Raw genomic sequence first — 23169 nt, 5'->3', positions numbered from 1 at the left:
GTAGGGCGCTCATGGCGCGCGCGGGTTGCCGCGCGGTGGTCGGCTGGGCTCCAGGTTCGGGGTTTGCTGCTGGCGGCGCAGGTTGTCGCCATTGCCGATGCCGCGGTTGTCCAGGGTGGGCGTGCGCTGGTACGGGTCGGTGGACGGGCCGCGCACGGGAGGCGTGGCCGGCATGCTGCCCTGGCGGCTGTTGGGGTTGGCGCGCTGGATCGGGCTGTTGTAGGGGTTATTGTTGCCGGCGGCGAGTTGCAAGGGCGGCTCGGGGGCCGCTTGCGCGGGCAGGCACAGCACCAGGCCGAGGGCCAGGATGGGCAAGGTCGGGGTCATGCTTCACCTCCTGTACGAAAATGCCGCGCCTGGTGGGTTTGATAGCCTAAGGCGCGAAGGGTTCGCGGCAAAAAGTGTGAATGCGGGTGGAGATGATTCCTGATGTTTCAGTATGGGCCTTGGGGGCTGCTACGCAGCCCTTTCGCGACACAAGGCCGCTCCCACAAACCCCTACGGACGCCGAATTACTGGCCCTTGTCCACCTTGTGCCGCGCCGCATACAGGCACAGCATTTCCATCGCCAGGGTCGCCCCGGCCAGCGCGGTGATGTCAGCATGGTCATAGGCTGGCGCCACCTCCACCAGGTCCATGCCCACCAGGTTGATGCCGCGCAGCCCGCCAAGGATCTCCAGCGCCTGCACCGTGCTCAGCCCGCCGCATACCGGCGTGCCGGTGCCGGGCGCATACGCCGGGTCGAGGCAGTCGATATCGAAGGTCAGGTAAACCGGCCGCTCGCCCACCCGCTGGCGAATCGCCGCAATCACCGCCTCGGTGCCCTGCCGGTGCACCTGGCGGGCGTCGAGGATGGCAAAGCCCTGGCTGTCGTCATTGGTGGTGCGCAGGCCGATCTGCACCGAGCTGGCCGGGTCCACCAGGCCTTCGCGGGCGGCATGCCAGAACATGGTGCCGTGGTCGATGCGCTTGCCTTCCTCGTCCGGCCAGGTGTCGCTGTGCGCATCGAAGTGGATCAGCGCCAGCGGGCCATGGCGGCGGGCATGGGCCTTGAGCAGCGGGTAGCTGATGAAGTGGTCGCCACCCAGGGTGAGCATGGCGCAGCCTGCTTCCAGAATATGCGTGGCATGGGCCTCGATGCTGTCCGGTACCGACTGCGGGGTGCCGCTGTCGAAGGCGCAATCGCCATAGTCGATCACCGCCAGGTGGTCGAACGGGTCGAACGCCCACGGCCAGTGCCGGGCCCAGGCCTGCTGCACCGAGGCGGCGCGGATCGCCCGCGGGCCGAAGCGCGCACCGGGGCGGTTGCTGGTGGCAGTATCGAACGGCACACCACTGACCACCACATCGACACCACGCAGGTCGCGGCTGTAGCGGCGGCGAGAGAAACTGGTAATGCCGGCGTAGGTACTTTCCGCAGCGGTGCCATACAGGCTGTCGCGGGTCATGGCCTGGTCGTTGTTTGCGGCTTGCTCCACGGTCGGGTTCCTTTGTCGTTATCGGTTACTGGCGGCTGCGGAACGCGGTCCACAGGCGGTTGCGCTGGCGCAGGTCGGCCAAGGCCATGCTGCGGTCGGCATACAGGCGCTGGCGCACCGCGGCCGACGGGTAGATGTCCGGGTCATTGCGCACTGCTTCGTCCACCAGCGGCGTGGCCGCCTGGTTGGCGTTGGCGAAGAACAGCGTGTTGGTCAGTGCGGCGACCGACTCGGGCTTGAGCATGAAGGCGATGAACGCCCGCGCGGCCTCGGGGTGCGGGGCGTCCTTGGGAATGACCAGGTTGTCCTGCCACACCAGCGTGCCTTCGCGGGGGATGCGGTAGATCAGCTCGAACGGTTTGCCAGCGCGACGCGCCTGGTCGGCGGCCATCGCCGCATCGCCGTTGTAGGTCAGCGCCAGGCACACGCTGCCGTTGGCCAGGTCGCTGATCTGCCGGCCATTGGCGACGTAGCTGATCGACGGCTGCAGCTGGCTCAGCAGGTTCTGCGCGGCGGCCAGGTCGTCCTTGTCCTGGCTGTAAGGGTCCTTGCCCAGGTAGTTCAGGGCCACGCCGATCACCTCCTGGGGCGAGTCGGGCATGGCAATGCCGCAGTCCTTCAGCCGGCTGGCGTACTCGGGCTTGAACAGCAGGTCGAGGCTGTCCAGCGGTACATCCCCCAGGCGCTGGCGCACCGCTTCCACATTCACCCCCAGGCCCAGGGTGCCCCAGGTGTAGGGCACGGCATGGCGGTTGCCGGGGTCGGCATCGGCGAGTTTGGCCAGCAGGTCCTTGTCGAGGTTGGCATAGCCGGGCATGGCCTGGGGATCGAACGGCTGCAGGGCATTTGCCTTGAGCGCCCGGGCCAGTACGGTTGACGACGGCACCACCACGTCATAGCCGCTACCACCGGTCAGCAGCTTGGTTTCCAGCACTTCGGTGGTGTCGAAGGTGTCATAGCGCACCTTGTAGCCGGTTTCCCGCTCGAAGCGCTGGAGGGTTTGCGGGGCGACATAGTCGGCCCAGCTGTAGAGGTTGACGACCTTTTCTTCGGCCTGCAGCGGCAAGGCCAGGACCAGGGACAGCAGGCACAACGATCGACGCATGGCGAACACCTCGGCAAATGGGTGGATGCCGCGAGCATGCCAACCGGGTTACATTGCAGGAATGGCAAGTTTACAAAGCTGACATTCATCAGGAGCAATGTAATGCTCGGACAAGTGCACGACCCCGACCTGCACCTGCTGCGGCTATTCGTCACTGTAGTCGAGGCCGGTGGTTTCAGCGCCGCGCAAGGCGTGCTGGGCTTGAGCCAGCCCACCATCAGCCAGCGCATGGCGCAGCTGGAAGCGCGGCTGGGCTACCGCTTGTGCAGCCGCGGCAAAGGTGGCTTTCACCTGACGGAAAAGGGCGCGTTGTTGCTGGACGCCGCCCGTGGGCTATTGCTGAACATCGAACAGTTTCGCCAGCAGGCCAATGGCGTTGCCGGGCGGCTGCTGGGGACCGTGCGCATAGGCATGGCGGAGAGCCAGGACAAGGCGGTGAGCCTGAAGCTGGCGGCGGCCATTGCGGCGTTTCGCAGGCGCGAGGAGGCGGTGCAGCTGGAACTGATCAGTGCGCCACCGGCAGAGCTGGAGCGCTTGTTGCTGGAGCAGCGGCTGGATTACGCCATCAGCTACTTTTCCGGCAACCAGGCAGCCTTCGACTACCAGCCGCTGTTCCAGGAGCGGCAACGGCTGTATTGCGGCAAGGGCCATGTGCTGTTCGGTGAGGCTGGCGTTGGCCGGGAGCGGTTGCTGGCGATGGACCAGGTGCGCCATCCGTACCGGTTTCTCAAGGGCGGTGAGCCGTTCCAGAGCCAGCGCAGCATGGCGGTGGCGGAGCAGATCGAGAGCGTGCTGACGTTCATTCTGTCGGGGCGGCATATTGGCTATCTGCCATGCCATTGTGCGCAAGCTTGGGAGGCTGAGGGGCTGTTATGGGCGCTGGACCCGGGGTTGGACTTTGTGGTGCCGTTTACCCTGGCCAGGCACCGGGCGCAAGCGGTTGGCGAGGCACAGCAGGCGTTTGCGCAGGATTTGCTGGCGTCGTTTGCCTGAACCGGCCTCTTCGCGGGTAAACCCGCTCCTACAGGGTTCTCACACAGCCTGAGGGCTGCGCCGTGCCTGTGGGAGCGGGTTTACCCGCGAAGAGGCCGGGACAGACAACACCCATCAGTAAGCCATGCTCCAGGTCAGGGTGTAGGTACGTCCGCGCCCCTGGTAGTCATACAGGTAAGCCGGCCCGTAGGTCGGCGAGTAGAACAGCGTCGCACGCTGCCCCCAGACCGTGCTGTATTGCTTGTCCAGCAGGTTCTGGATGCCGGCGCTGAAGGTGCCGAAGCCGGTATCCTGGCTGCCCAGCAGGTCGAAGGTGGTGTAGCCGTCGATCTCGTGGTCGGCATCGTCCTTCAGGCTGAAGGCATGGTTGGCCTGTAGCCGCGCACTGCGGCCATCGCCCTTCCAGCCGACGAACGCGGTAGCCTTGGACAACGAGGCATAGCGGGCATCGCGCTTGATCCAGCCGCCATCGACATCCTCCTCCTCGGAGCGGGTCAGGTGCAGGGTGCCACCGGCTTCCCAGCCTGTCTGGAAGTGTCGGGTCAGAGCGCCCTCAAAACCGAAGTCACGGCTTTTCTGGTCTTCCACATTGATGGTCAGCGTCTGCGAATCGACGTCGATGATCTTGTCCGACCAGATGTAGTACAGCGCCGCCTGGGCATCCCAGTCCAGGTCGGCATAGCGCCAGCCCAGTTCCACCTGGCGGCTCTTGATGCCGGCCAGCGGGTTGTCGGCCACGCTCAACCCGGGCTTGCCGTAGTACTTGGCCGGGTCGGGCAGGTCGAAGCCTTCGCCGTAGTTGGTCCATACCTGGTGGCCATTCTTGAAGTCGTAGATGGCACCGACGTTGAACAGGTTGACCTGGTAATCGTTGCTGCCACCCGGCACACCCTTGAAGTCGCTGACGTCCACATCCATCTGCTGGCGCCGGGCGCCGCCGGACAGGGTCAGGTTATCGGTGGCATGCCAGTCCAGCTGCGCGTACACCGACACGCCATCGACCCGGTAGCTGGGGTAGCGCGCGGCCTTGCTTTCCTTTTCCAGCTCCAGGCCACCCGACTCGGACGACGTCTGGGCGTTGAAGGTGGTCTGCTCGGCATTGAAGCGCTCGCGGTCCAGGTCGACGCCGTAGGTCAGCTTCAGCGCGTCCCACTGCTTGGCGAACAGGCCCTTGAGGCTGGTGACTTCGAAGTTTTGCTGCGAGGCGGCGAAGTACACCCCGCGCGAGCCGGTGGGCGTGGCGCGGTTGTAGTACGGGAACGGGTAGAAGTTGTCGTCTTCCTTGCGGTAAGAGGCCTGCAGGTAGAAGTCCTGCCCCAGCACGTCGGTGTGGTGGTAGTTGGCGTTCAGCAGCAGGCGCCGGGTGCGCGGCTCCAGGTCCGACGAGTAGCCGCTACGCAGTTCGGCGTCTTCCAGGTCGGACGGGGCGTTGTAATTCAGGTTGGGGAAGTAGATACCGGTACTGCCATGGTTGCCCGAGTCATAGTACTGGGCCAGCAGGTCGAGGCTCTGCTGGTCGTTCAGTTGCATCCCCAAGGTGCCGAGCACGTCGATGGTGCGGTTGTATTGCAGGTCGGTCTGGGTGTTGTCGATGAAGATCTGGTCGCCGGCGCCGTCGTAGAAGGCTTCGTTCTGCTCGCCGGAAACCCCCAGGCGGGCGTTGAACCGTTCGTTGCCGCCACTGATCGACTGGGCGAAGCGGGTGGCCAGGTCGTCGCTGTTGTTGAAGCCGCTGCTGGCACCGAGCTGGGTCTCGAAACGCGCCGGGCCGGGTTCGCCCTTCTTGGTCACGATGTTGATGATGCCGCCGGTGGCGCCACCACCGTAGATGGCACTGGCGCCAGACAGCACTTCGACGCGCTCGACGTTGAACGGCGAAATGCTGTCGAACTGGCGTGACAGGCCGCGCGAGCTGTTCTGGCTGACCCCGTCGATCATCACCAGCACATTGCGCCCGCGCATGTTCTGGCCGTAGTTGGTACGGCCTTCCGGCGCCAGGTCGAGGCCTGGCACCAGCTTGCCGATGGCTTCCTTCAGGCTGACGCCGCTGTCGATCTGCTCGCGCAACTGCTGCTGGTCGACCACCCACACGGTGCCGGGGATTTCACTGATCGCGGTGCTGGTGCGCGAGGCCACGCTGACCTCGATCGGCTTGAGATTGACCGCCTGCGGCGCAGCGTCGGCCTTGCGCAGGGTCACCGTGCGGGCATCGCTGAAGTGCCAGCTCATGCCGCTGCCGGCCAGCAACTGCTGCAGGGCCTGCTCGATGCTGTAGCTGCCCTGCAAGGCCGGGCTGGATTGGCCGGCGACGTCGCCGGTGGTGTACAGCAGGTGCAGGCCGGCCTGGTCGGCGAACGTGGTCAGGGCGTGGTCCAGCGGCTGGGCCGGCAGGTCGAGCTGGACCTGGCGGGCCTGAGTCTGGGCCTGTTCGGTGGCGGTCGAGGCAAACACCTGCAGCGGGCCGACCAGCATGGCCAGGGCACTGCAGGACATCAGGGCATGGTGAAGCGGACCGCGGCGGCGGTGCAAGGGCTTGAGCATCAGAGGCACGAATGAGCTTCCTGACAAGTCGTAAATGAGAATTGGTTGCTGATCAGTCCCACTACGACGATCTGGCTTGCAGGAACTTGCAGTGCAAGATAAAAAATTTTTCCTGTGCCGGCCTCTTCGCGGCTAAAGCCGCTCCTACAGGGATCTCCACAGCCTTCCAGACCTGTGCAGTACCTGTGGGAGCGGCTTCAGCCGCGAAGAGGCCGGCACAGGCGAATCAATGAACCACGGCCAACCACGGCAGGTAGGTCACCTTCAGCCCATAACGCTGCTCAAGGGTCCGCAACAGGGCCTCCGGCTCATCGAGGTCGAACACCCCGCTGACCTGCATCGCCGCCAGCTTGCTATCGGACAACACGATCCGCCCATGCCGATAACGCTCGAGCTCCGCCAGCACCTGCCCCAGCGGCTTGCCGTTGAAGATCAGCTTGCCGCGCTGCCAGGCCATCTGCGTGCCGGCATCGGCCGCTACTGCCAGTTCATGTTCGCCAACCTTGGCTTCGCCATGGGCCAATACCACGCGGCCATCGCGACGCACGCTGAAGGTGGCCGCACTCCCCTGCACCCGCTCACCGGCCGTGTCGACCACAAAGGGCCGTGAATCATCGGCGGTCTCGAACAAGGCCTCACCAGATTCCAGCACCACCCGCCGCTCACGGTCGCTGAACACCACGCTCAGGGCTGTGGCACTGTTCAGCGTCACCCGCGTGCCATCTGCCAACGTAATCACCTGTCGCTCACCTACCCCGGTGTGGTAATCCGCCAGCAGCATTGGCGCCTTCTGCCAACCCGCCACACCAACGGCCAACACCAGTGCAGCAGCCACCCCCGCCTGTTTGAGCCAGTTGCGGCAATGGCGCAGGGCTTGGCCGATGTATTTCGCCACCATGCTTTCGGAAACCCCCAGGCGCTGCGCGATCTGCGCCTGGGTCAGGCCGTCGACGCGGTTGAGCAACAGCGCCTGGCGGGCATTGTCGGATAGCTGCAGCAGCGCCTGGTCGAGGATCTGCAAGCGCTCCCGGGCCAGCAAGGCCGCTTCCGGGGCCGGCGCCGGGCAGGCGACCTCACCTGCCCGCTCGCTGTCGTCGTGGCTGGCGGCAATGCGCTGCTCGCGGCGCAAGGCATCGATCGCCAGGTTGCCGGCCACGCGGAAGATGAAACTGCGCGCGTGCAGCACCGGCACCGCCTGCTGGTCGATGTTCACCAGCTTCAGGTAGGTTTCCTGCGCGACATCGGCAGCGCGCTGACGGTCGCTCATGCGCCGGGTCAGGAACTGAAGCAGGTCGTCGTAGTGCTCCTGGAAGCTTGCCAGCAGGCCCGGCGCGGGAGAAGTCAGCATGGGTTCGGGAACGGCCAGTAGGAGAAGTTATCGGGCGTTAATGAGAAACAGTATCTTTCATCTGGGCGGTGACTTTCAACGTCGACGCGTATTTGCCACACTGCCCATTCGCCCACTCTGGCAAGGTCGCACTCCATGGCTGCCCGTCTGCACCGCTACGCCCGCCTGTTCCTGGTCCTGCTGCTGGCCTGCGGCCTGGGGGCCTGTGCGCTGTTCCAGGCACGCGACCCGGTCAATATCAGCGTGATCGGTATCGAGCCGCTGCCCGGGCAGGAGCTGGAACTGCGCATGGCGGTGAAGATGCGGGTACAAAACCCCAACGAGGCGCCGATCGACTACAACGGCATCGCCCTGAACCTGGAGGTGAACGGCCAGCCGCTGGCTGCCGGGGTGAGCGACCAGCAGGGGCACATCGGCCGTTATGGCGAAGCGGTGATCGTGGTGCCGGTGAGCATCACGGCGTTTTCCTTCCTGCGCCAGGCCTATGGGCTGGGCCAGGTGGACTCGCTGCAAGGCCTGCCCTATGTGCTGCGCGGCAAGCTGGCCGGCGGGCTGCTGGGGACCGTGCGCTTTACCGACGAGGGCAAGCTGGACCTGCCCAAGGGCGCCTACTGGTAGGCGCCTGGCGGGGTGTGATCAGCGGCTGGCGCTGGCTGCGGCCATCAGCTTGTTGACTTCGCTGCGCACCATGTTGGCGTATTCGGGCGGCGACATGCCATCCAGCTCGGCGCGCACCCACTCGGCCCATTTGCCTTTGCGCCGTGGTTTCTCGGCGATCAACCGTGCCGCTTCGCCCTTGGCTTTGCCCAGGTTGTTCTGCCACAGCTCGAACAGCCGGGCCTTCTCTGCCTCGATCTGCGCCCGTTCCTCGAAGCTCATGTTGGCCAGATTGAAACTCATGAAGGTACCTGCAGGTTTGAAAATGGCCGCTATCTTACACCCAGGTACTGCAACAGCCCAAAGCCGCCGCAACTTTCCCGACGCGCCGGCATCCATTGTTCAAGCCACACCATCGACGAGGACGAGTTCATGGCCCGGAAAAACGCCCCGCTGACCGACAGCGATCAGATCAAGGACCAGGTATTCAGCGAACTGCAGGCGCTGATCGAAGAGTCGGAAAAACTGCTGAACGACAGCGCCGCCCTGGTGGGTGACGAGGCGGAAACCCTGCGCACGCAGGTAAGCCTCAAGCTACGCCAGGCGCGCAATGCCGCCGACAAGGTACGCAGCAAGGCGCAACCGGTGATGGACGCTACCCAGGACTATATCGGTGGCCACCCGTGGCAGACCGTGGCCATTTCCGCTGGCCTCGGGCTGGTGGTCGGCCTGCTGCTGGGCCGCCGTCACTGACGCCTGGGCCGCCTGGTGCGAATCAGGCGGCCTGCGCCATCGGGATACCGCTGTGGAAGCGCAGCTCCTGGTCCGGTGACTGGATCAGCTCCACCTCCGCTGCACGCACCAGGTCCACCCGGCGGGCAATGTCTGCCTCTTCGCCATAGTTGTGCGCCAGTTTCAGATAACCCTGGTAATGGCGCGCTTCGCTCTTCAGCAGGCCGTGGTAGAAGCGGCCCAGTTCCTCGTCCAGATGCGGTACCAACGCGGCAAAGCGCTCGCAGCTGCGCGCCTCGATGAACGCCCCCACCACCAGCGTATCCACCAGCTTGACCGGCTCGTGGGCGCGCACCAGCCGCCGCAGCCCCGACGCATATCGCCCCGCCGACACCGGGCGCAGCGGCACGCCACGACGCTTCATCAGGCGCAGCACCTGCTCGTGGTGCACCAGCTCCTCGCGGGCCAGGCGCGACATCATGTTGATCAGGTCGAGGTGGGTGTTGTACTTGGCGATCAGGCTCAGGGCGGTGCTGGCAGCCTTGAACTCGCAGTTCTTGTGGTCGATCAGCAGGGTTTCCTGGTCGGCGAGCGCCGCTTCGATCCAGGCGTCTGGTGTCGGGCAACCAAGAAAGGCGTCGATTTCGGGGATCAGGGACATGAGCGTGCGACCACAAAGAACAGGCAGGGCCGGCGATTATACCGGCGGCGGCGGGCGGCGCCAGTGACTATGCTTGATGTACATCAAGCGCCAGCGGGGGAAGCGCCGACTATAGTCAGGCATTGGTCGCCACCTTTGAAGGGAGTTAACGCCCATGCAAGCCGTCCGCAGCATCCTCGTCGTCCTCGACCCCGAGCACGCCCACAGCCGGGCACTGACCCGGGCCAAGCTGATCGCCGGCGTCACCGGCGCCCGCCTGCACCTGCTGATGTGCGACAAAAGGCATGACCACAGCGCGCTGCTAAGCCTGCTGAGCAGCCAGCTGCATGATGACGGGTACGACAGCGTCACCCATGAGGAGGCCTGGCGCGACAACCTGCACGACACCATCATCTACGTGCAGCAGGCCGAGGGCTGCGAGCTGGTGATCAAGGAACACCGCCCGGACAACCCGCTGAAAAAGGCCCTGCTCACCCCCAGCGACTGGAAGCTGCTGCGCCAATGCCCGTGTGCCGTGCTCATGGTCAAGAGCGAGCGGCCGTGGACCGGCGGCAAGATTCTGGCCGCGGTGGACGTGGGCAACCAGGACGAGGACCACCGCCGCCTGCATGCCAGCATCATCGACCATGGTTATGCCATTGCCGGGCTGGCCAAGGGCGAGCTTCATGTCATCAGCGCTCATCCGTCGCCGATGCTGTCGGCATCGGACCCGGCGTACCAACTGAGCGAGACCATCGAGAAGCGCTACCGCGAGGCTTGCAAGGCGTTCCAGGCCGAGTACGGCATCAGCGACGAGTGCCTGCATGTGGCCGAAGGGCCGGCGGATGTGCTGATTCCGCATACCGAGAAGAAGCTTGATGCCGTGGTAACGGTGATCGGCACGGTGTGCCGCACGGGGATTTCCGGGGCATTGATTGGTAATACCGCGGAGGTGGTGCTGGATTCGCTGGAGGGGGATGTGCTGGTGCTCAAGACCGAGGAAGTAACTGCCCACCTGGCAGAACTCGCCCGCGGCTGAGTTTGCCTTCCTCAGGAGGACACATGATTCCTTGAAATTGCAGGGCCCCTGTGGGAGCGGGTTTACCCGCGAAAGCGGCGGTGAGTCCAACGACGCATTCGCGGGTAAACCCGCTCCCACAGGGATTTCTTACAAGAAGTATCTAGGCCAACGCTTCCTGCACCTTCGGGTCCAGCCCCTCCCCTGCATTGGCCTCGGCCCATTCCGCCAGTTGCCGGCGCATCGCAGGCGTCCAGAAGCTCTGCAGATGCTGCCGTATCCCTTGCACCGCCAGCGCCCGGTCTGGCTCGCTGTCGAAGTAATGGGCAATCTGGTTGGCCATCTTGACCAGATTCTCACTGCTCATCGGCGTACCTCGGTTTTCTCGGCAATACGACGCTCCTTCAACAACCGCCGCTGCTCGTCACTGAAGTCCTGGTAGCGTTTCTGCCACTGCGACGGCTGGAACACTTTCACCACCTCCACCGCCGTCACCTTGTACTCAGGGCAGTTGGTGGCCCAGTCGGAATTGTCGGTGGTAATCACGTTGGCCCCCGACTCTGGGAAGTGGAAGGTGGTGTACACCACACCCGGCGCCACCCGCGTGCTGACCTTGGCGCGCAGCACCGTCTGCCCGGCGCGGCTGCCGATGCCGACCCAGTCGCCATCCTGGATGCCACGGCTTTCGGCGTCGGTCGGGTGGATTTCCAGGCGGTCGGCGTCATGCCAGGCAACGTTACCGGTACGCCGGGTCTGGGCGCCGACGTTGTACTGGCTGAGAATGCGCCCGGTGGTCAGCAGCAGCGGGTAGCGGTTGTTGACCTTCTCCTCGGTGGGCACGTAGCCGGTGAGCATGAAGCGCCCCTTGCCACGTACGAACTGGTCGATGTGCATGGTCGGCGTGCCATCCGGCGCTGCGTCGTTGCACGGCCACTGCAGGCTGCCGTGGCGGTCGATCTCGGCGTAGCTGACGCGGCGGAAGGTAGGCGTAAGGCGGGCGATCTCGTCCATGATCTCGGACGGGTGACGGTAGCTCATCGGGTAGCCCAAGGCATTGGCCAGGGCTATGGTCGCCTCCCAGTCGGCCTTCCCGGCCAACGGCTCCATGACCTTGCGCACCCGCGAAATACGCCGCTCGGCATTGGTGAAGGTACCGTCCTTCTCCAGGAACGAGCTGCCCGGCAGGAACACATGGGCGAACTTGGCTGTTTCGTTGAGGAAGATGTCCTGCACCACCACGCACTCCATGGCCAGCAGGGCCGCGGTGACGTGCTGGGTGTTGGGGTCGCTCTGGGCAATGTCCTCGCCCTGGCAGTAAAGGGCCTTGAAACTGCCGTCCAGCGCAGCCTCGAACATGTTGGGGATGCGCAGGCCCGGGTCAGGCTGCAGCGTCACGCCCCAGGCCTGCTCGAACTCGGCGCGCACAACTTCGTTGGAAATGTGCCTGTAGCCGGGCAGTTCGTGGGGGAACGAGCCCATGTCGCACGAGCCTTGCACGTTGTTCTGCCCGCGCAGCGGGTTCACCCCTACCCCTTCACGGCCGATGTTGCCGGTGGCCATGGCCAGGTTGGCGATGCCCATCACCGCGGTGCTGCCCTGGCTGTGCTCGGTCACGCCCAGGCCGTAGTAGATCGCCGCGTTGCCGCCGGTGGCGTACAGCCGGGCGGCGGCGCGGATCTGCTCGGCAGGCACGCCGCAGACCGGGCCAAGCACTTCGGGGGCGTTTTCCGCCAGGCTGACGAAGTCGCGCCAGCGGGCAAAATCCTCGGTTTCACAGCGGGCATCGATGAAGCGCTGGGCCAGCAGGCCTTCGGTGACGATCACGTGGGCCAGGGCGTTGAGCATGGCCACGTTGGTACCGGGGCGCAGTTGCAGGTGCAGCTCGGCGCGGGCGTGCGGCGAGTCGACCAGGTCGATGCGCCGAGGGTCGATCACGATCAGCCGCGCGCCCTGGCGCAGGCGGCGCTTGAGCTGCGAGCCGAATACCGGGTGGGCGTCGGTGGGGTTGGCGCCGATCACCAGCACCACGTCGGCCTGCATCACCGAGTCGAAGCTTTGTGTACCGGCCGACTCACCCAGGGTCTGCTTCAGGCCATAGCCGGTGGGCGAATGGCATACCCGCGCGCAGGTGTCGACGTTGTTGTTGCCGAACGCCGTGCGCACCAGTTTCTGCACCAGGTAGGCTTCTTCGTTGGTGCAGCGGCTGGAGGTGATGCCGCCGATGGAATCGCGACCGTACTTCAGCTGGATACGGCGGAACTCGCTGGCGGCGTAGGTCACCGCCTCGTCCCAGCTGACTTCCTGCCATGGGTCTTCCAGGCGCTTGCGGATCATTGGCTTGGTGATGCGGTCCGGGTGGGTGGCGTAACCCCAGGCGAAGCGGCCCTTGACGCAGGCGTGGCCGTGGTTGGCGCCGCCGTTCTTGTCCGGGACCATGCGCACCAGCTGGTCGCCCTTCATTTCGGCGCGGAACGAGCAGCCGACGCCGCAATAGGCGCAGGTGGTGATGACCGCACGCTCGGGCTGGCCCAGCTGTACCAGGCTCTTTTCGGTCAGGGTCGCGGTCGGGCAGGCCTGCACGCAGGCGCCGCAAGACACGCACTCGGAGGCGAGGAAGTTCTCACCACCCGCCGCCGCCACTCGCGATTCGAAGCCGCGCCCGGTGATGGTCAGGGCGAAGGTGCCCTGGATGTCCTCGCAGGCACGCACACAGCGGCTGCAGACGATGCACTTGCTAGGCTCGTAGTCGAAGTACGGGTTGGATACGTCCTTTTTTTCGGCAAGGTGGTTGGCGCCGTCATAGCCGTAGCGCACCTCGCGCAGGCCCACCTGGCCGGCCACGGTCTGCAGCTCGCAGTTACCGTTGGCCGAACAGGTCAGGCAGTCCAGCGGGTGGTCGGAGATGTACAGCTCCATCACGTTGCGGCGCAGGCCGGCCAGGCGCGGGGTTTCGGTGTGCACTACCATGCCTTCGCTGACCGGGGTGGTGCAGGACGCCGGGTAGCCGCGCATGCCTTCGATTTCCACCATGCACATGCGGCACGAGCCGAAGGCTTCGAGGCTGTCGGTGGCGCACAGTTTGGGGATGCTGGTGCCGAGCATGGCCGCGGCACGCATCACCGACGTACCGGCGGGCACAGTGATGGCACGGCCATCGATGCTCAGGCTGACCTGTACCTCGCTGTCACGGGCCGGGGTGCCGAGGTCGCTGCTTTTATCAGAAGCGGGGTCGAAGAAATTGATCACTGCGCGGCCTCCGTGTGGGTCAGCCCGAAATCGGCGGGGAAGTACTTCAGCGCGCTGGCCACCGGATAAGCGGTCATGCCGCCCATGGCGCACAGCGAGCCGTATTGCATGGTGTCGCACAGGTCGCGCAGCAACAGGGCCTGGTCATGCCGCTCGGTCATGTCGCTGGTGGCGATCAGCCGGTCGACCACTTCCATGCCGCGGGTCGAGCCGATGCGGCACGGGGTGCACTTGCCACAGGATTCCTCGGCACAGAACTGCAAGGCGAAGCGCGCCATGCTGGCCATGTTCAGGGTGTCGTCGGCCACTACCACACCACCGTGGCCGAGCATCGCGCCCATGGCGGCAAAGGCTTCGTAGTCCAGCGGCGTATCGAAGTGGCTGGGCGGCACCCAGGCACCGAGCGGGCCACCCACCTGCGCGGCCTTCAATGGCCGGCCGCTGGCCGTGCCGCCGCCATAGCCTTCCACCAGCTCGCGCAAGGTCAGACCAAAGGCGCGTTCCACCAGGCCGCCCTGGCGGATGTTGCCGGCCAGCTGGAACGGCATGGTGCCCAGTGAGCGGCCCATGCCGAAGTCGCGATAGAACGCCGCGCCCTTGGCCAAGATGACGGGTACCGAGGCCAGGGTGAGTACGTTGTGCACCAGCGTCGGCAGGCCGAACAGGCCCTGCAGCGCGGGTAGCGGAGGCTTGGCGCGAACGATGCCGCGCTTGCCTTCGATGGATTCGAGCAGCGCGGTTTCTTCGCCGCAGATATAGGCGCCGGCGCCGACCCGCACTTCCAGGTCGAAGGCCTGGCCGCTGCCGGCCACGTCGCTGCCGAGATAGCCGGCGTCACGGGCGATGGCGAAGGCCTGGTCAAGCACGCGGATGGCGTCGGGGTATTCCGAGCGCACATAGATGTAGCCCTTGTCGGCACCCACGGCGAGGCCGGCAATGATCATGCCCTCGATCAGCAGGAACGGGTCGCCTTCCATCAGCATGCGGTCGGCGAAGGTACCGGAGTCACCCTCGTCGGCGTTGCACACCACGTACTTCTGCCCGGCCCCGGCGTCACGCACGGTGCGCCACTTGATGCCGGCCGGGAACGCAGCACCGCCGCGGCCGCGCAGGCCGGAATCGAGCACGGCGGCGACCACCTCGGCACCATCCAGGGCCACGGCCGCTTCAAGGCCGGCAAAACCGCCATGGGCACGGTAGTCGTCCAGCGACAACGGGCGGGTGATGCCGGCGCGGGCGAACAGCAGGCGCTGCTGGGTCTTGAGGTAAGGGATGTCCTCGACCGGCCCCAGGGCCAGCGAGTGGCCACCAGGTTCACCGGGCTCACCGGGCTCACCGGTCAAGGCGTCGAGTAAGGACGGCACGTCTTCCGGGGTGACCGGGCCGAAACCCAGGCGCCCTTGCGCGCTGTCGCACTCCAGCAGCGGCTCCAGCCAATACAGCCCGCGGGAGCTGGTGCGCTGGATATCCAGCGGCAGCTGGCGGCGCTCGGCCTCACGCTGCAATGCATCGGCAACCTGGTCGGCGCCCACGGCCCGGGCTACCGAATCGCAGGGGATATACAGCTTCAGCATGCTGCGTCCTCCCGGCAAGCGTTGACCAGCGCGCGCAGGCGCTCCGGGGTAAGGCGCGCATGCACCTGGCCGTCCAGCTCCAGCGCTGGCGAGCAGGCACAGGCGCCCAGGCAGTACACCGGGCGCAGGCTGATGGCGCCGTCGGCGCTGGTGCCGTGGTCGTCCAGCGCCAGCTGTTCGCGCAGTTGCGCGGCCAGCGCCTCGGCGCCCCGGCTCTGGCACGACTCGGCGCGGCACAGGCGCAGGGTGTGGCGCGCCGGTGGCGTGGTGCGGAAATCGTGGTAGAAGCTGATAACCCCACGCACCTCGGCCAGGCTGAGGTTCAGGGCATGGGCAATTTCGGCGACAGCGGCATCGGGGATGTAGCCGATGTCGTGCTGGATGGCATGCAGGATCGGCAACAGCGCGCCGGGGGTATCCTTGTCACGGGCCAGAATGCGTTGGATCACAGGCAGGTGGAGCAATTCATCAGGCATACAGCGGACCTCGGCATCACGGACCCTGCCTGAATTGTTGTGAGGGCAGGTATCCGGCGTGTTCTGCTGCGGCGCGCCGGCCACGTCACGGTTGCGTGGAGCCAGCGGCCTCCTTGCCTGCGGCCGTACGTCTGCGCGCACTGGTCCGAGGCATCCTGCAAGCATGGCACTTGTGGCGCCCGGGGGTTGCGTGCGAACGACCAGGCGCATCCTGAAACCGACGCGGTTTGTTTTCCATGCTTATGCTGGCTGCTCTTGCAGGAGACGGCCCACCCCTTTGGGCTGCGCTGCCGCGCAGAGAACAACGATCGCTCGCCTGGCGCATCGTTTGTAGGAGCAGCCTTGTGCTGCGAAGAGGCCGATACGGGCAACAGATATGGATTGCCAGTACCGGCCTCTTCGCAGCACAAGGCTGCTCCTACAAATGACTGCGCGCGGCTTCAAAGCTGCACGGCTTTGTCAATCAGTGCCTGGCCGCCTCAATCAGCCAGGCTGCTCGACAAAGACACCGCAAGCCGGGCCCATGAGGCGCGCTTACTGGACCGCCTCGGCCTCCAATGACGCAGGCTTGAAGCCCAGGCTTCGCATCAGATCACGTGCCGCCTCGAAGAACATGACCTTGAGGCTTTCGGCATATTCCTCCGTCAAACGGCTTGCTGGTCCTGAAATGACAAGAGCTCCCATCAGTTCCTGCTGCGCTCCGTAGATGGGCAGCGCCATTGAAGCGGCATGCGGGTCGGTGGCTCCCTTCGAGTAGTAGGGTTTTTGCAATGCAATACCGATGTGATACGGCGCGCGCAACGCCTGAGCCCCCGCCGCTTCATCCATCGGCCGCATGTCGCCGGGTTGAAGATTGAGGCGAAGTCGATGGGAAGAGTTAACACGGTACTGGCACATCCGATATGCACCGTGGCGCACATAGAAGGAGGCGGTCTCACCCGACTTTTCAGCCAAATCGTGCAAACGTGGCATAACATGCCTTTCGAGGTCCAATGCCTCTTGATAGACCGTGTTCAAGCGCATGACTTCACTGGCTAGCTGATAACGCCCGTCAGCCATGCGCGTGATGAAGCCATGGTTTTCCAGGGACACCATCAAGCGCATGATCGTGCTTTTGATGAGGCCGGTACGTTCAACCAGCTGAACCAGGCTCAGCGCAGAGTCGCCTATCTGAAACGCGGTCAGCACGGTCAAAACACGGTCTGCCGATGCCACACCATTTACCGCTGGACGCGGCCGCGCTTTCACCATTTGCAAAACCTCACAGGATCGAAGCCCTCGATTGTACGCAAGGGCGGAAAAACCTCATTATCCGACAACGGTCGGCCACCGCCAACGTAGCATGCGCTGTGTGTGCAAGGTAAAAAAAGCCAGCAGGGCAATATATCTGCGCCTGCTGGCTAGAGGTTGATCGCTATCGTATGGGGCAAATATTCGCAGACCTGGCAATCAGCGAACCTTACAGCCGATGCGGCCCTGTTCGCTGCGCTGGCCGATGCTCAGAACAGCGGCAGGGTGTAGTTGATGATCAGGCGGTTCTGGTCACCATTACGTGCTGCCTCGCTGTGCGATTTGCCGTTGCGCCAGGCCACGCCAAGCCCTTTGAACGTGCCGCCCTGGATCACGTAGTCCAGCGAGAAGTCTCGCTCCCACTCCGACTGTTCGGCGCCTGCGGCTGCCTGGATGTGGTCGCCTTTCAGATAGATCACCGAAGCCTTCAGCCCAGGTATGCCGTTGGCAGCAAAGTCATAGCCGTACTGGGCAAACCCGGTACGCTCACCAGCGCGCGTGAAGCTGAGCAGCATCTTGTCCGTCCACAGATACAGGCTGCTGCCACCAGCCCCCTTGTCGATCGATCCCTGGTTGATCTGCACGAAGTTGCTATCGTCGGAAACACGCTGATAACCCAGGGTCAGCGAGTGGCCCCGCAAACGATAGGTGAACGCCGCACTCCACAGGTCGTTGTCGATTTCCCCGTCGCTACCTTTGGTGTATCCACCAACGGTATAGCCCTGGCTACGCCCTGAGCTACTGCCGTTGGCACCGTCCGCACGGGTGCGGAAATAGCGCAGGTCAGTGGTCAACGAGCTGTCATCGGTCAACGCCAGGGTGTGATTGAGGCCGGTGAACTGCTGCAGATAGTAGTCTTCGAGTTGCCCGGCGTAATACTGCAGCAGCAGCGTTTTGGTGGCGCGGTAGTCGGCACCGACAAAGTTGAAACGGTCACTCTCCTGAGTGCCGCCGTTTACGGCCATGCCGGTAAGGTCGGTCGAAGCCCGGCCCCTGGCGCGGTTCAGCGCCCCGCCGATGAGCGTGAGGTTATCGATGTCACTGGACTGCAATTGCACGCCCTGGAAGGTTTGCGGCAGCAACCGGCCATCAGAGGCCACCAGTATCGGCAACCTGGGCATCAGCTGCCCCACGCGCAGCTCGGTCTGGCTCATCTTCATCTTGGCGGTGGCACCGGCGCTGCTCCAGCGGTCAGCTGCGCCATCGCCATCGGAAGGAATCATGCTACCGCCCTGATGCCGCCCTCTGCCGCTGTCCAGCGTAAGGCCCAGCATGGCCGTGGCGTCCACGCCGAAACCAACCACACCGTCGGTATAACCGGAGCGCAGGTCGAGCAGAAAGCCTTGCGCCCACTCCTCGGTTCTGGAGGGCTGCGCCGTGCCGTCGCGGTTATCGCTGTTGAAGTAGAAATTGCGCATCGACAAGTTCGCGTGGCTGTCACCGATCAGGTCGGCCTGGGCAGACAAGCCTATGACGCTGCCGCCTGCTGCCAAGGCAATGCGGCAGATGGAAGGTAGGGATTTCAAGCAAGAGACTCCAAAGGATCGTTGTTATTATTTTGAAACGGCATTTCTTTATATGGAGGCAGATTATCGCAATCTCGTCAACAGGCCGCGACGAACAACCAAAAAATCAGGAATCGCCGCAAAAACAGCTTCACCCTTCGTCCGCTTTTGTTTTATTTTGCAACGCCATTGCATTAAATACGTCAAAACAACAATCGGACGCCCAGGCGTCCCCCGGCCCTACAGGAGCGCCCATGAGCTTCTTTGCTGCCCCGCCGACCGTGGAAACCACGGTATTCACCCGCCTGCCCGACCGCTTCCGCGACCCGCGCCCGACTGCCTGGGCCAATGCCAACCGCCAGGGCCGTGCCATCGACTCCTTCCTCGAAGGCCCATCATTCGATCGTCAAGGCCGGCTTTACGTGACCGACATTCCCAACGGGCGAATTTTCCGCATCTCGCCGCAGGGCGAATGGGAACTGGTGTGTCAGTACGATGGCTGGCCGAACGGCCTGAAGATTCACCAGGACGGACGCATCTTCATTACCGACTACAAGCGCGGGATCATGCTGCTCGACCCAGATACCGGTGCTATCGAAGCACTGCTGGACTCAGCTGGTTCGGAAGGCTTCAAAGGCGTCAACGACCTGGTGTTTGCACCCAACGGTGACCTGTATTTCACAGACCAAGGCCAGACCGGGCTGCAGGATGCCAGCGGTCGCGTGTACAAGCTCGACGCCAGCGGCAACCTGACTTGCCTGCTTGGCACCATCCCCAGCCCCAACGGCATCGTCTACGACCCGCACCTCAATCATCTGCTGGTAGCCGTGACACGCGCGCAACAGATCTGGCGCATCCCGCTGGGCAACGGCTCGATCATCGGCAAGGTGGGCGTTTTCGCCCAGTTGCATGGCGGCCTGGGCGGGCCCGACGGCCTGGCCCTCGATGCGCAGAGCAACCTGTACATCGCCCATACCGGTTTCGGCTCGGTATGGAAGCTGTCGAAAGTCGCTGAGCCATTGCAGCGCATCGTCTCCTGCGCAGGCATCAGCAACACCAACCTGGCCTTCGGCGGCAATGACGGGCAAACCCTGTACATCACCGAATCCGAAACCGGCAGCATTCTGCAGGTGCGCACCACTGCGCCTGGGCTGCCAATGTATTCCCACAGCTGAACCAGCCCCCTGTCAGGGCACACAACAATTACAAAAGAGTGACGACATGACCCACGAAACCCCCGCTGCCCAGGCGCCGCTCAGCGACGCCGAGGGCGAACGCCTGATGCGCCGCGTGCTGTGGCGCCTGGTGCCGTTCATCTTCATCTGCTACGTGATCAGCTACCTCGACCGCACCAATGTCGGCTTCGCCGCCATCAGCATGAACCAGGACCTGGGCCTTACCGCGACGATGTTCGGCTGGGCGGCCGGCCTGTTCTTCTTCGGCTACTTCATGTTCGAGATCCCCAGCAACCTGCTAATGCAGCGCTTCGGCGCACGGGTGTGGATTGCGCGAATCATGATCACCTGGGGGCTGATCTCCATGGCCACCGCGTTCGCCACCGGGCCAATCAGTTTCAGCATTGCGCGCTTTTTGCTTGGGCTTGCCGAAGCGGGCTTCACGCCCGGCGTATACCTGTACTTCACCTACTGGTTCCCCGGCAAATGGCGGGCGAAAGCCACTGCCGCCTTCCTGCTGGGCATTCCTGCGGCCAACATCGTCGGCTCGCCCCTGTCCGGCTGGCTGATGGAACAGCACGGCGTCTTGGGCCTGAAGAACTGGCAACTGCTGCTGGTCACCGAGTCGATGCCGGCCGTGCTGCTTGGCATCGCTTGCCTCTTCGTGCTGGTCGATACCCCGGCCAAGGCAAAATGGCTCAACCCGCGAGAGAAAGCCTGGCTTGACCAGCGCCTATCCCAAGAACAACAGGCCATCGGTGCATCTCATGGCAATACGCTGCGCGCAGCTTTGACCAACCCCAAGGTGTTCACCCTGGCGGCCATCAACTTTTGCTGCATCGTCGGCTCGATTGGCATAGGCATGTGGCTGCCACAGATCATCAAAGGCCTGGGCATCGATAGCGGCGTGGTGGGCCTGGTGGTCGCCCTGCCCTACCTGCTCGGGGCACTGGCGATGACGATGTGGGCACGGCTGGCCAACCGTAGCCGTCACCGCCTGCCCTATGTGGTCAGTGCATTGGCCTTGGCCGCCGTGGCCCTGGTGGCCGCCGCCCTGCTTGACCAGCCGGTGTTGAAGATCGCCAGCCTGTGCGTGGCGGTGGCGAGCATCCTGTCATTCCAGGCCACGTTCTGGGCGATACCTTCGACCTTCCTGACCGGTCGCGCCGCCGCTGGCGGCCTGGCGATGATCGTCTCGATCGGCAACCTGGGCGGCTTCACAGGCCCGTTCCTGATCGGCCTGATCAAGGACGCCACTCATAGCTTCAGCATGCCGTTCTTTGCCGTTGCATCGATCCTGCTAGTCGGCACCTGCCTGATGCTTTGGCTGGGCGACCCCGCCAAGCAGCAGACGCCTCACGGCCAAGGCCAGACAATCTGACCGCTCAGCTGCGACGACGCATGCCGTATTGACCCAACAGCCCGATCATCAGGAACCCTCCGGCGACCCCCAAGGTCGCCGGCGCTCCCCAGCGGGCCGCGATCAGCCCCGCCGCCATGCCGCCCAAAGCTTCGAAGCCGAAGCGCATGGCAATATAGAAAGCGATCACCCGGCCACGCAAATGGCTGGGTGCACCACTTTGCAGCTGCATGTTGGTACTGACATTGCTCAGGGTGATGCCGAAACCCAGAACGCCCAGCGCCAGCAACGCCAGTGGCAGCGCACCCGCCATCCACAAACCGATCAGCGCAACCGCGCATAGCAGTGCTCCAGCATCGGTGAACTGCCGCAGGCGAGGCAATGCACCGCCAACCGCCAGCACCAGCGTGGCCACGAACGCGCCCGCGCCTGCCGCCCCCCACAACCATCCAAGCACTCGCGCATCGCCAGCGAACACGGCCCTGGCCAGGATCGGCAGCAGTGCCGCGTAGCAGGATGCCAACAAGTTGACCATGATCACGTTGACCAGCAACTGGCGAACGTTGCGCGTTTGCCACAGATACAACAACCCTTCGCGAAACACTTGCGCGGTTGAGCCACTGGCCTTTGGGCCAGCAGTACCGCGCACTTTCAGCAAGCCACCCAGCAAGGCCATGAAAGCCACGGCAGTAAGGGCGAAGCAGGCCGCCTCGCCGGCCAGGGCAATGAGCCCACCGGCCAATGGCGGGCCGACGAACCGTGCGGCATTGATCAACATGGCATTGAGCACCAACGCGTTCGGCAGGTCGGCCGGGTCGTCGACAAAACTGCCGATCAGCGCTTGGCGCAGAGGGGTTTCCAAGGCATTGAGCAAGCCAAGCAGCAATGCCATGGCAGCAATGAACGGACCATCGATCCAGTTGCGCCAGGTTGCAAGCGCCAGCACGAGCGACTGCGCGATCAGGATAAGCTGCACGATGATCAGCAACCGGCGCTTGTCATGCCGATCGATCCACGCTCCTGCCAACGGGCCGATGAGCAATTGCGGCGCGAGCGAAAGGAAGGTGATCAGCCCCAGCAGTACGGCAGAACCGGTCAGATGATAGGCCAGCCAGGCCAATGCAACCTGCTGAACCCACTTGCCCAGAGTGGAAACACCCTGGCCTGCGAAATAGATCTGAAAGTTGCGATGAGCGAGCGCCCGCACGGCGGCGGGCCAACGCTTGCGATGCGGTGACGATGAATCGGACAAGTCTGCGAATCCTCAATAGAACCCGCGACCGACACCGACCCAACAGCCGCTGCACACCCCATCGCAAGGTGCGCAGCGCATGCTGGATCAGCCTGGCAGCAGGCAGCCTTTCTTCTTCAAGGACTCCAGGACCCAGGAACGGTCGTTGGTGCCTTGGGCAATGTGTTCCATCTGTGCGGTTTCGGCAGTGTGCTTGGCGGTGGCGCGAGCATAGACCTCGGCGACGTGGTCGTAAGGCACGCACAGCAGGCCATCGTCATCACCGATCACCAGGTCGCCTGGCTCGATCACCATACCATCAATGGCAATCGGCACGTTGATCTCGCCCGGGCCGTCCTTGTATGGGCCACGGTGCGAAACGCCAGCAGCGAACAACGGGAAGTCACCCGCACCGATGTTGGCTGCATCGCGAATGGCGCCGTTGATGACGATACCGGCCAAGCCACGCTTGACCGCGTAGGCCACCATCATTTCACCGATCAGGGCGTTGGTCAGATCGCCACCGGCATCGACCACGATCACATCGCCAGGCTGAGCGATATCGATCGCGTAATGCAGCATGAGGTTGTCACCTGGGCGCGCCTTGACTGTCAAGGCCGGGCCACACAGCACACCTTCGCGATGCATGGGGCGCAGGCGGGCACCACCTGCAGTCATCCGGTTCATCGAATCGCTGACGTTGGCAACCGGAACCTCACGATAACGTGCAACCCACTCATCACCGACTTTACGTGCGCGCTCAAGCACTTGGAAGCCAATGCTCATGTGACATACCTCTCTTGGTGTTATTCGATGTCATCGGCCGCTGCCGAATCTGTTTTTAGAATGTCATTTCATTA

Annotated in this window: 21 protein-coding genes; 6 read left to right on the top strand and 15 right to left on the bottom strand. The window is 64.1% G+C overall.

The features are described 5' to 3' along the window. Positions 1–9: 9 nt before the first annotated feature. The 3 genes from NY023_RS09440 to NY023_RS09430 form a co-directional block, all read right to left on the bottom strand. Positions 10–327: a hypothetical protein gene (locus NY023_RS09440; protein WP_013971813.1), complete on the bottom strand. Its 318-nt coding sequence runs from the start codon at positions 325–327 to the stop codon at positions 10–12. Between the two features lie 185 nt (positions 328–512). Then, positions 513–1478, bottom strand: a complete 966-nt coding sequence (speB, locus tag NY023_RS09435; protein WP_013971812.1) for an agmatinase — start codon at positions 1476–1478, stop codon at positions 513–515. Between the two features lie 25 nt (positions 1479–1503). Beyond that, complete coding sequence (locus NY023_RS09430) at positions 1504–2583, bottom strand: extracellular solute-binding protein (RefSeq protein ID WP_024086599.1); 1080 nt, start codon at positions 2581–2583, stop codon at positions 1504–1506. A gap of 102 nt (positions 2584–2685) precedes the next feature. Here NY023_RS09430 and NY023_RS09425 point away from each other — a divergent pair, with 102 nt between their 5' ends. Continuing rightward, positions 2686–3576: a LysR family transcriptional regulator gene (locus tag NY023_RS09425; protein ID WP_023661939.1), complete on the top strand. Its 891-nt coding sequence runs from the start codon at positions 2686–2688 to the stop codon at positions 3574–3576. Positions 3577–3690: 114 nt separating this feature from the next. Here the strand turns inward: NY023_RS09425 and NY023_RS09420 are convergent, their stop codons facing one another. Continuing rightward, positions 3691–6117, bottom strand: a complete 2427-nt coding sequence (locus tag NY023_RS09420; protein ID WP_013971809.1) for a TonB-dependent receptor — start codon at positions 6115–6117, stop codon at positions 3691–3693. A gap of 226 nt (positions 6118–6343) precedes the next feature. Further along, entirely contained in the window at positions 6344–7465 is a 1122-nt protein-coding gene (locus NY023_RS09415) for a sigma-70 family RNA polymerase sigma factor (RefSeq protein ID WP_013971808.1), read from the bottom strand. A gap of 135 nt (positions 7466–7600) precedes the next feature. Between NY023_RS09415 and NY023_RS09410 the strand changes: the two genes are divergently transcribed. Beyond that, positions 7601–8083 carry an LEA type 2 family protein gene (locus NY023_RS09410; RefSeq protein WP_013971807.1) on the top strand — a complete coding sequence of 161 codons (483 nt, stop codon included), beginning with the start codon at positions 7601–7603 and terminating at the stop codon, positions 8081–8083. An 18-nt stretch (positions 8084–8101) separates the two neighbouring features. Here the strand turns inward: NY023_RS09410 and NY023_RS09405 are convergent, their stop codons facing one another. Next, a complete protein-coding gene (locus NY023_RS09405; protein WP_003256287.1) occupies positions 8102–8365 on the bottom strand; it encodes a hypothetical protein in 264 nt (87 codons plus the stop codon). Positions 8366–8494: 129 nt separating this feature from the next. Between NY023_RS09405 and NY023_RS09400 the strand changes: the two genes are divergently transcribed. Further along, a complete protein-coding gene (locus NY023_RS09400) occupies positions 8495–8815 on the top strand; it encodes a YqjD family protein (protein WP_013971806.1) in 321 nt (106 codons plus the stop codon). A gap of 22 nt (positions 8816–8837) precedes the next feature. On the opposite strand, the gene NY023_RS09395 is transcribed toward NY023_RS09400, so the two are convergent. After that, the gene (locus NY023_RS09395) at positions 8838–9455 is read right to left on the bottom strand and encodes a tRNA-(ms[2]io[6]A)-hydroxylase (protein WP_013971805.1); all 618 of its coding nucleotides are present in this window, start codon (positions 9453–9455) and stop codon (positions 8838–8840) included. Positions 9456–9609: 154 nt separating this feature from the next. Here NY023_RS09395 and NY023_RS09390 point away from each other — a divergent pair, with 154 nt between their 5' ends. Then, positions 9610–10473 carry a universal stress protein gene (locus NY023_RS09390; RefSeq protein WP_013971804.1) on the top strand — a complete coding sequence of 288 codons (864 nt, stop codon included), beginning with the start codon at positions 9610–9612 and terminating at the stop codon, positions 10471–10473. A 142-nt stretch (positions 10474–10615) separates the two neighbouring features. Here the strand turns inward: NY023_RS09390 and NY023_RS09385 are convergent, their stop codons facing one another. The 6 genes from NY023_RS09385 to NY023_RS09360 form a co-directional block, all read right to left on the bottom strand. Further along, the gene (locus NY023_RS09385; RefSeq protein WP_013971803.1) at positions 10616–10819 is read right to left on the bottom strand and encodes a formate dehydrogenase subunit delta; all 204 of its coding nucleotides are present in this window, start codon (positions 10817–10819) and stop codon (positions 10616–10618) included. After that, a complete protein-coding gene (gene fdhF / locus NY023_RS09380; protein WP_013971802.1) occupies positions 10816–13698 on the bottom strand; it encodes a formate dehydrogenase subunit alpha in 2883 nt (960 codons plus the stop codon). Before fdhF ends, NY023_RS09385 begins: the two co-directional genes overlap by 4 nt. Further along, entirely contained in the window at positions 13695–15272 is a 1578-nt protein-coding gene (locus NY023_RS09375; protein WP_013971801.1) for a formate dehydrogenase beta subunit, read from the bottom strand. Before NY023_RS09375 ends, fdhF begins: the two co-directional genes overlap by 4 nt. Next, positions 15266–15748, bottom strand: coding sequence for a formate dehydrogenase subunit gamma (locus tag NY023_RS09370; protein ID WP_013971800.1), 483 nt, complete (start codon positions 15746–15748; stop codon positions 15266–15268). The genes NY023_RS09375 and NY023_RS09370 overlap by 7 nt, the downstream gene beginning before the upstream one ends. A gap of 534 nt (positions 15749–16282) precedes the next feature. After that, on the bottom strand, positions 16283–16999 hold the full coding sequence (locus tag NY023_RS09365) for an IclR family transcriptional regulator (RefSeq protein ID WP_024086595.1): 717 nt from the start codon (positions 16997–16999) through the stop codon (positions 16283–16285). Between the two features lie 248 nt (positions 17000–17247). Further along, on the bottom strand, positions 17248–18564 hold the full coding sequence (locus NY023_RS09360; protein WP_024086594.1) for an OprD family porin: 1317 nt from the start codon (positions 18562–18564) through the stop codon (positions 17248–17250). Between the two features lie 233 nt (positions 18565–18797). On the opposite strand from NY023_RS09360, the gene NY023_RS09355 reads away from it, so the two are divergent. Both NY023_RS09355 and NY023_RS09350 read left to right on the top strand, forming a co-directional pair. Beyond that, entirely contained in the window at positions 18798–19718 is a 921-nt protein-coding gene (locus tag NY023_RS09355) for an SMP-30/gluconolactonase/LRE family protein (RefSeq protein WP_013971797.1), read from the top strand. 46 nt (positions 19719–19764) lie between these two features. After that, positions 19765–21099: an MFS transporter gene (locus NY023_RS09350; RefSeq protein WP_013971796.1), complete on the top strand. Its 1335-nt coding sequence runs from the start codon at positions 19765–19767 to the stop codon at positions 21097–21099. 4 nt (positions 21100–21103) lie between these two features. Here NY023_RS09350 and NY023_RS09345 read toward each other — a convergent pair whose 3' ends face one another. Continuing rightward, positions 21104–22330: an MFS transporter gene (locus tag NY023_RS09345; RefSeq protein WP_206695232.1), complete on the bottom strand. Its 1227-nt coding sequence runs from the start codon at positions 22328–22330 to the stop codon at positions 21104–21106. Between the two features lie 87 nt (positions 22331–22417). Then, the gene (locus tag NY023_RS09340; RefSeq protein ID WP_013971794.1) at positions 22418–23095 is read right to left on the bottom strand and encodes an RraA family protein; all 678 of its coding nucleotides are present in this window, start codon (positions 23093–23095) and stop codon (positions 22418–22420) included. Between the last annotated feature and the right edge of the window lie 74 nt (positions 23096–23169).

Origin of the sequence: Pseudomonas sp. NBB, from assembly GCF_032701105.1 — a bacterium.
In the GTDB taxonomy this organism is placed as follows: Bacteria; Pseudomonadota; Gammaproteobacteria; order Pseudomonadales; family Pseudomonadaceae; genus Aquipseudomonas; species Aquipseudomonas asiatica.
The sequence above is the reverse complement of the archived record's forward strand: the minus strand, read 5'-3'. Positions and strand labels throughout refer to the sequence as shown.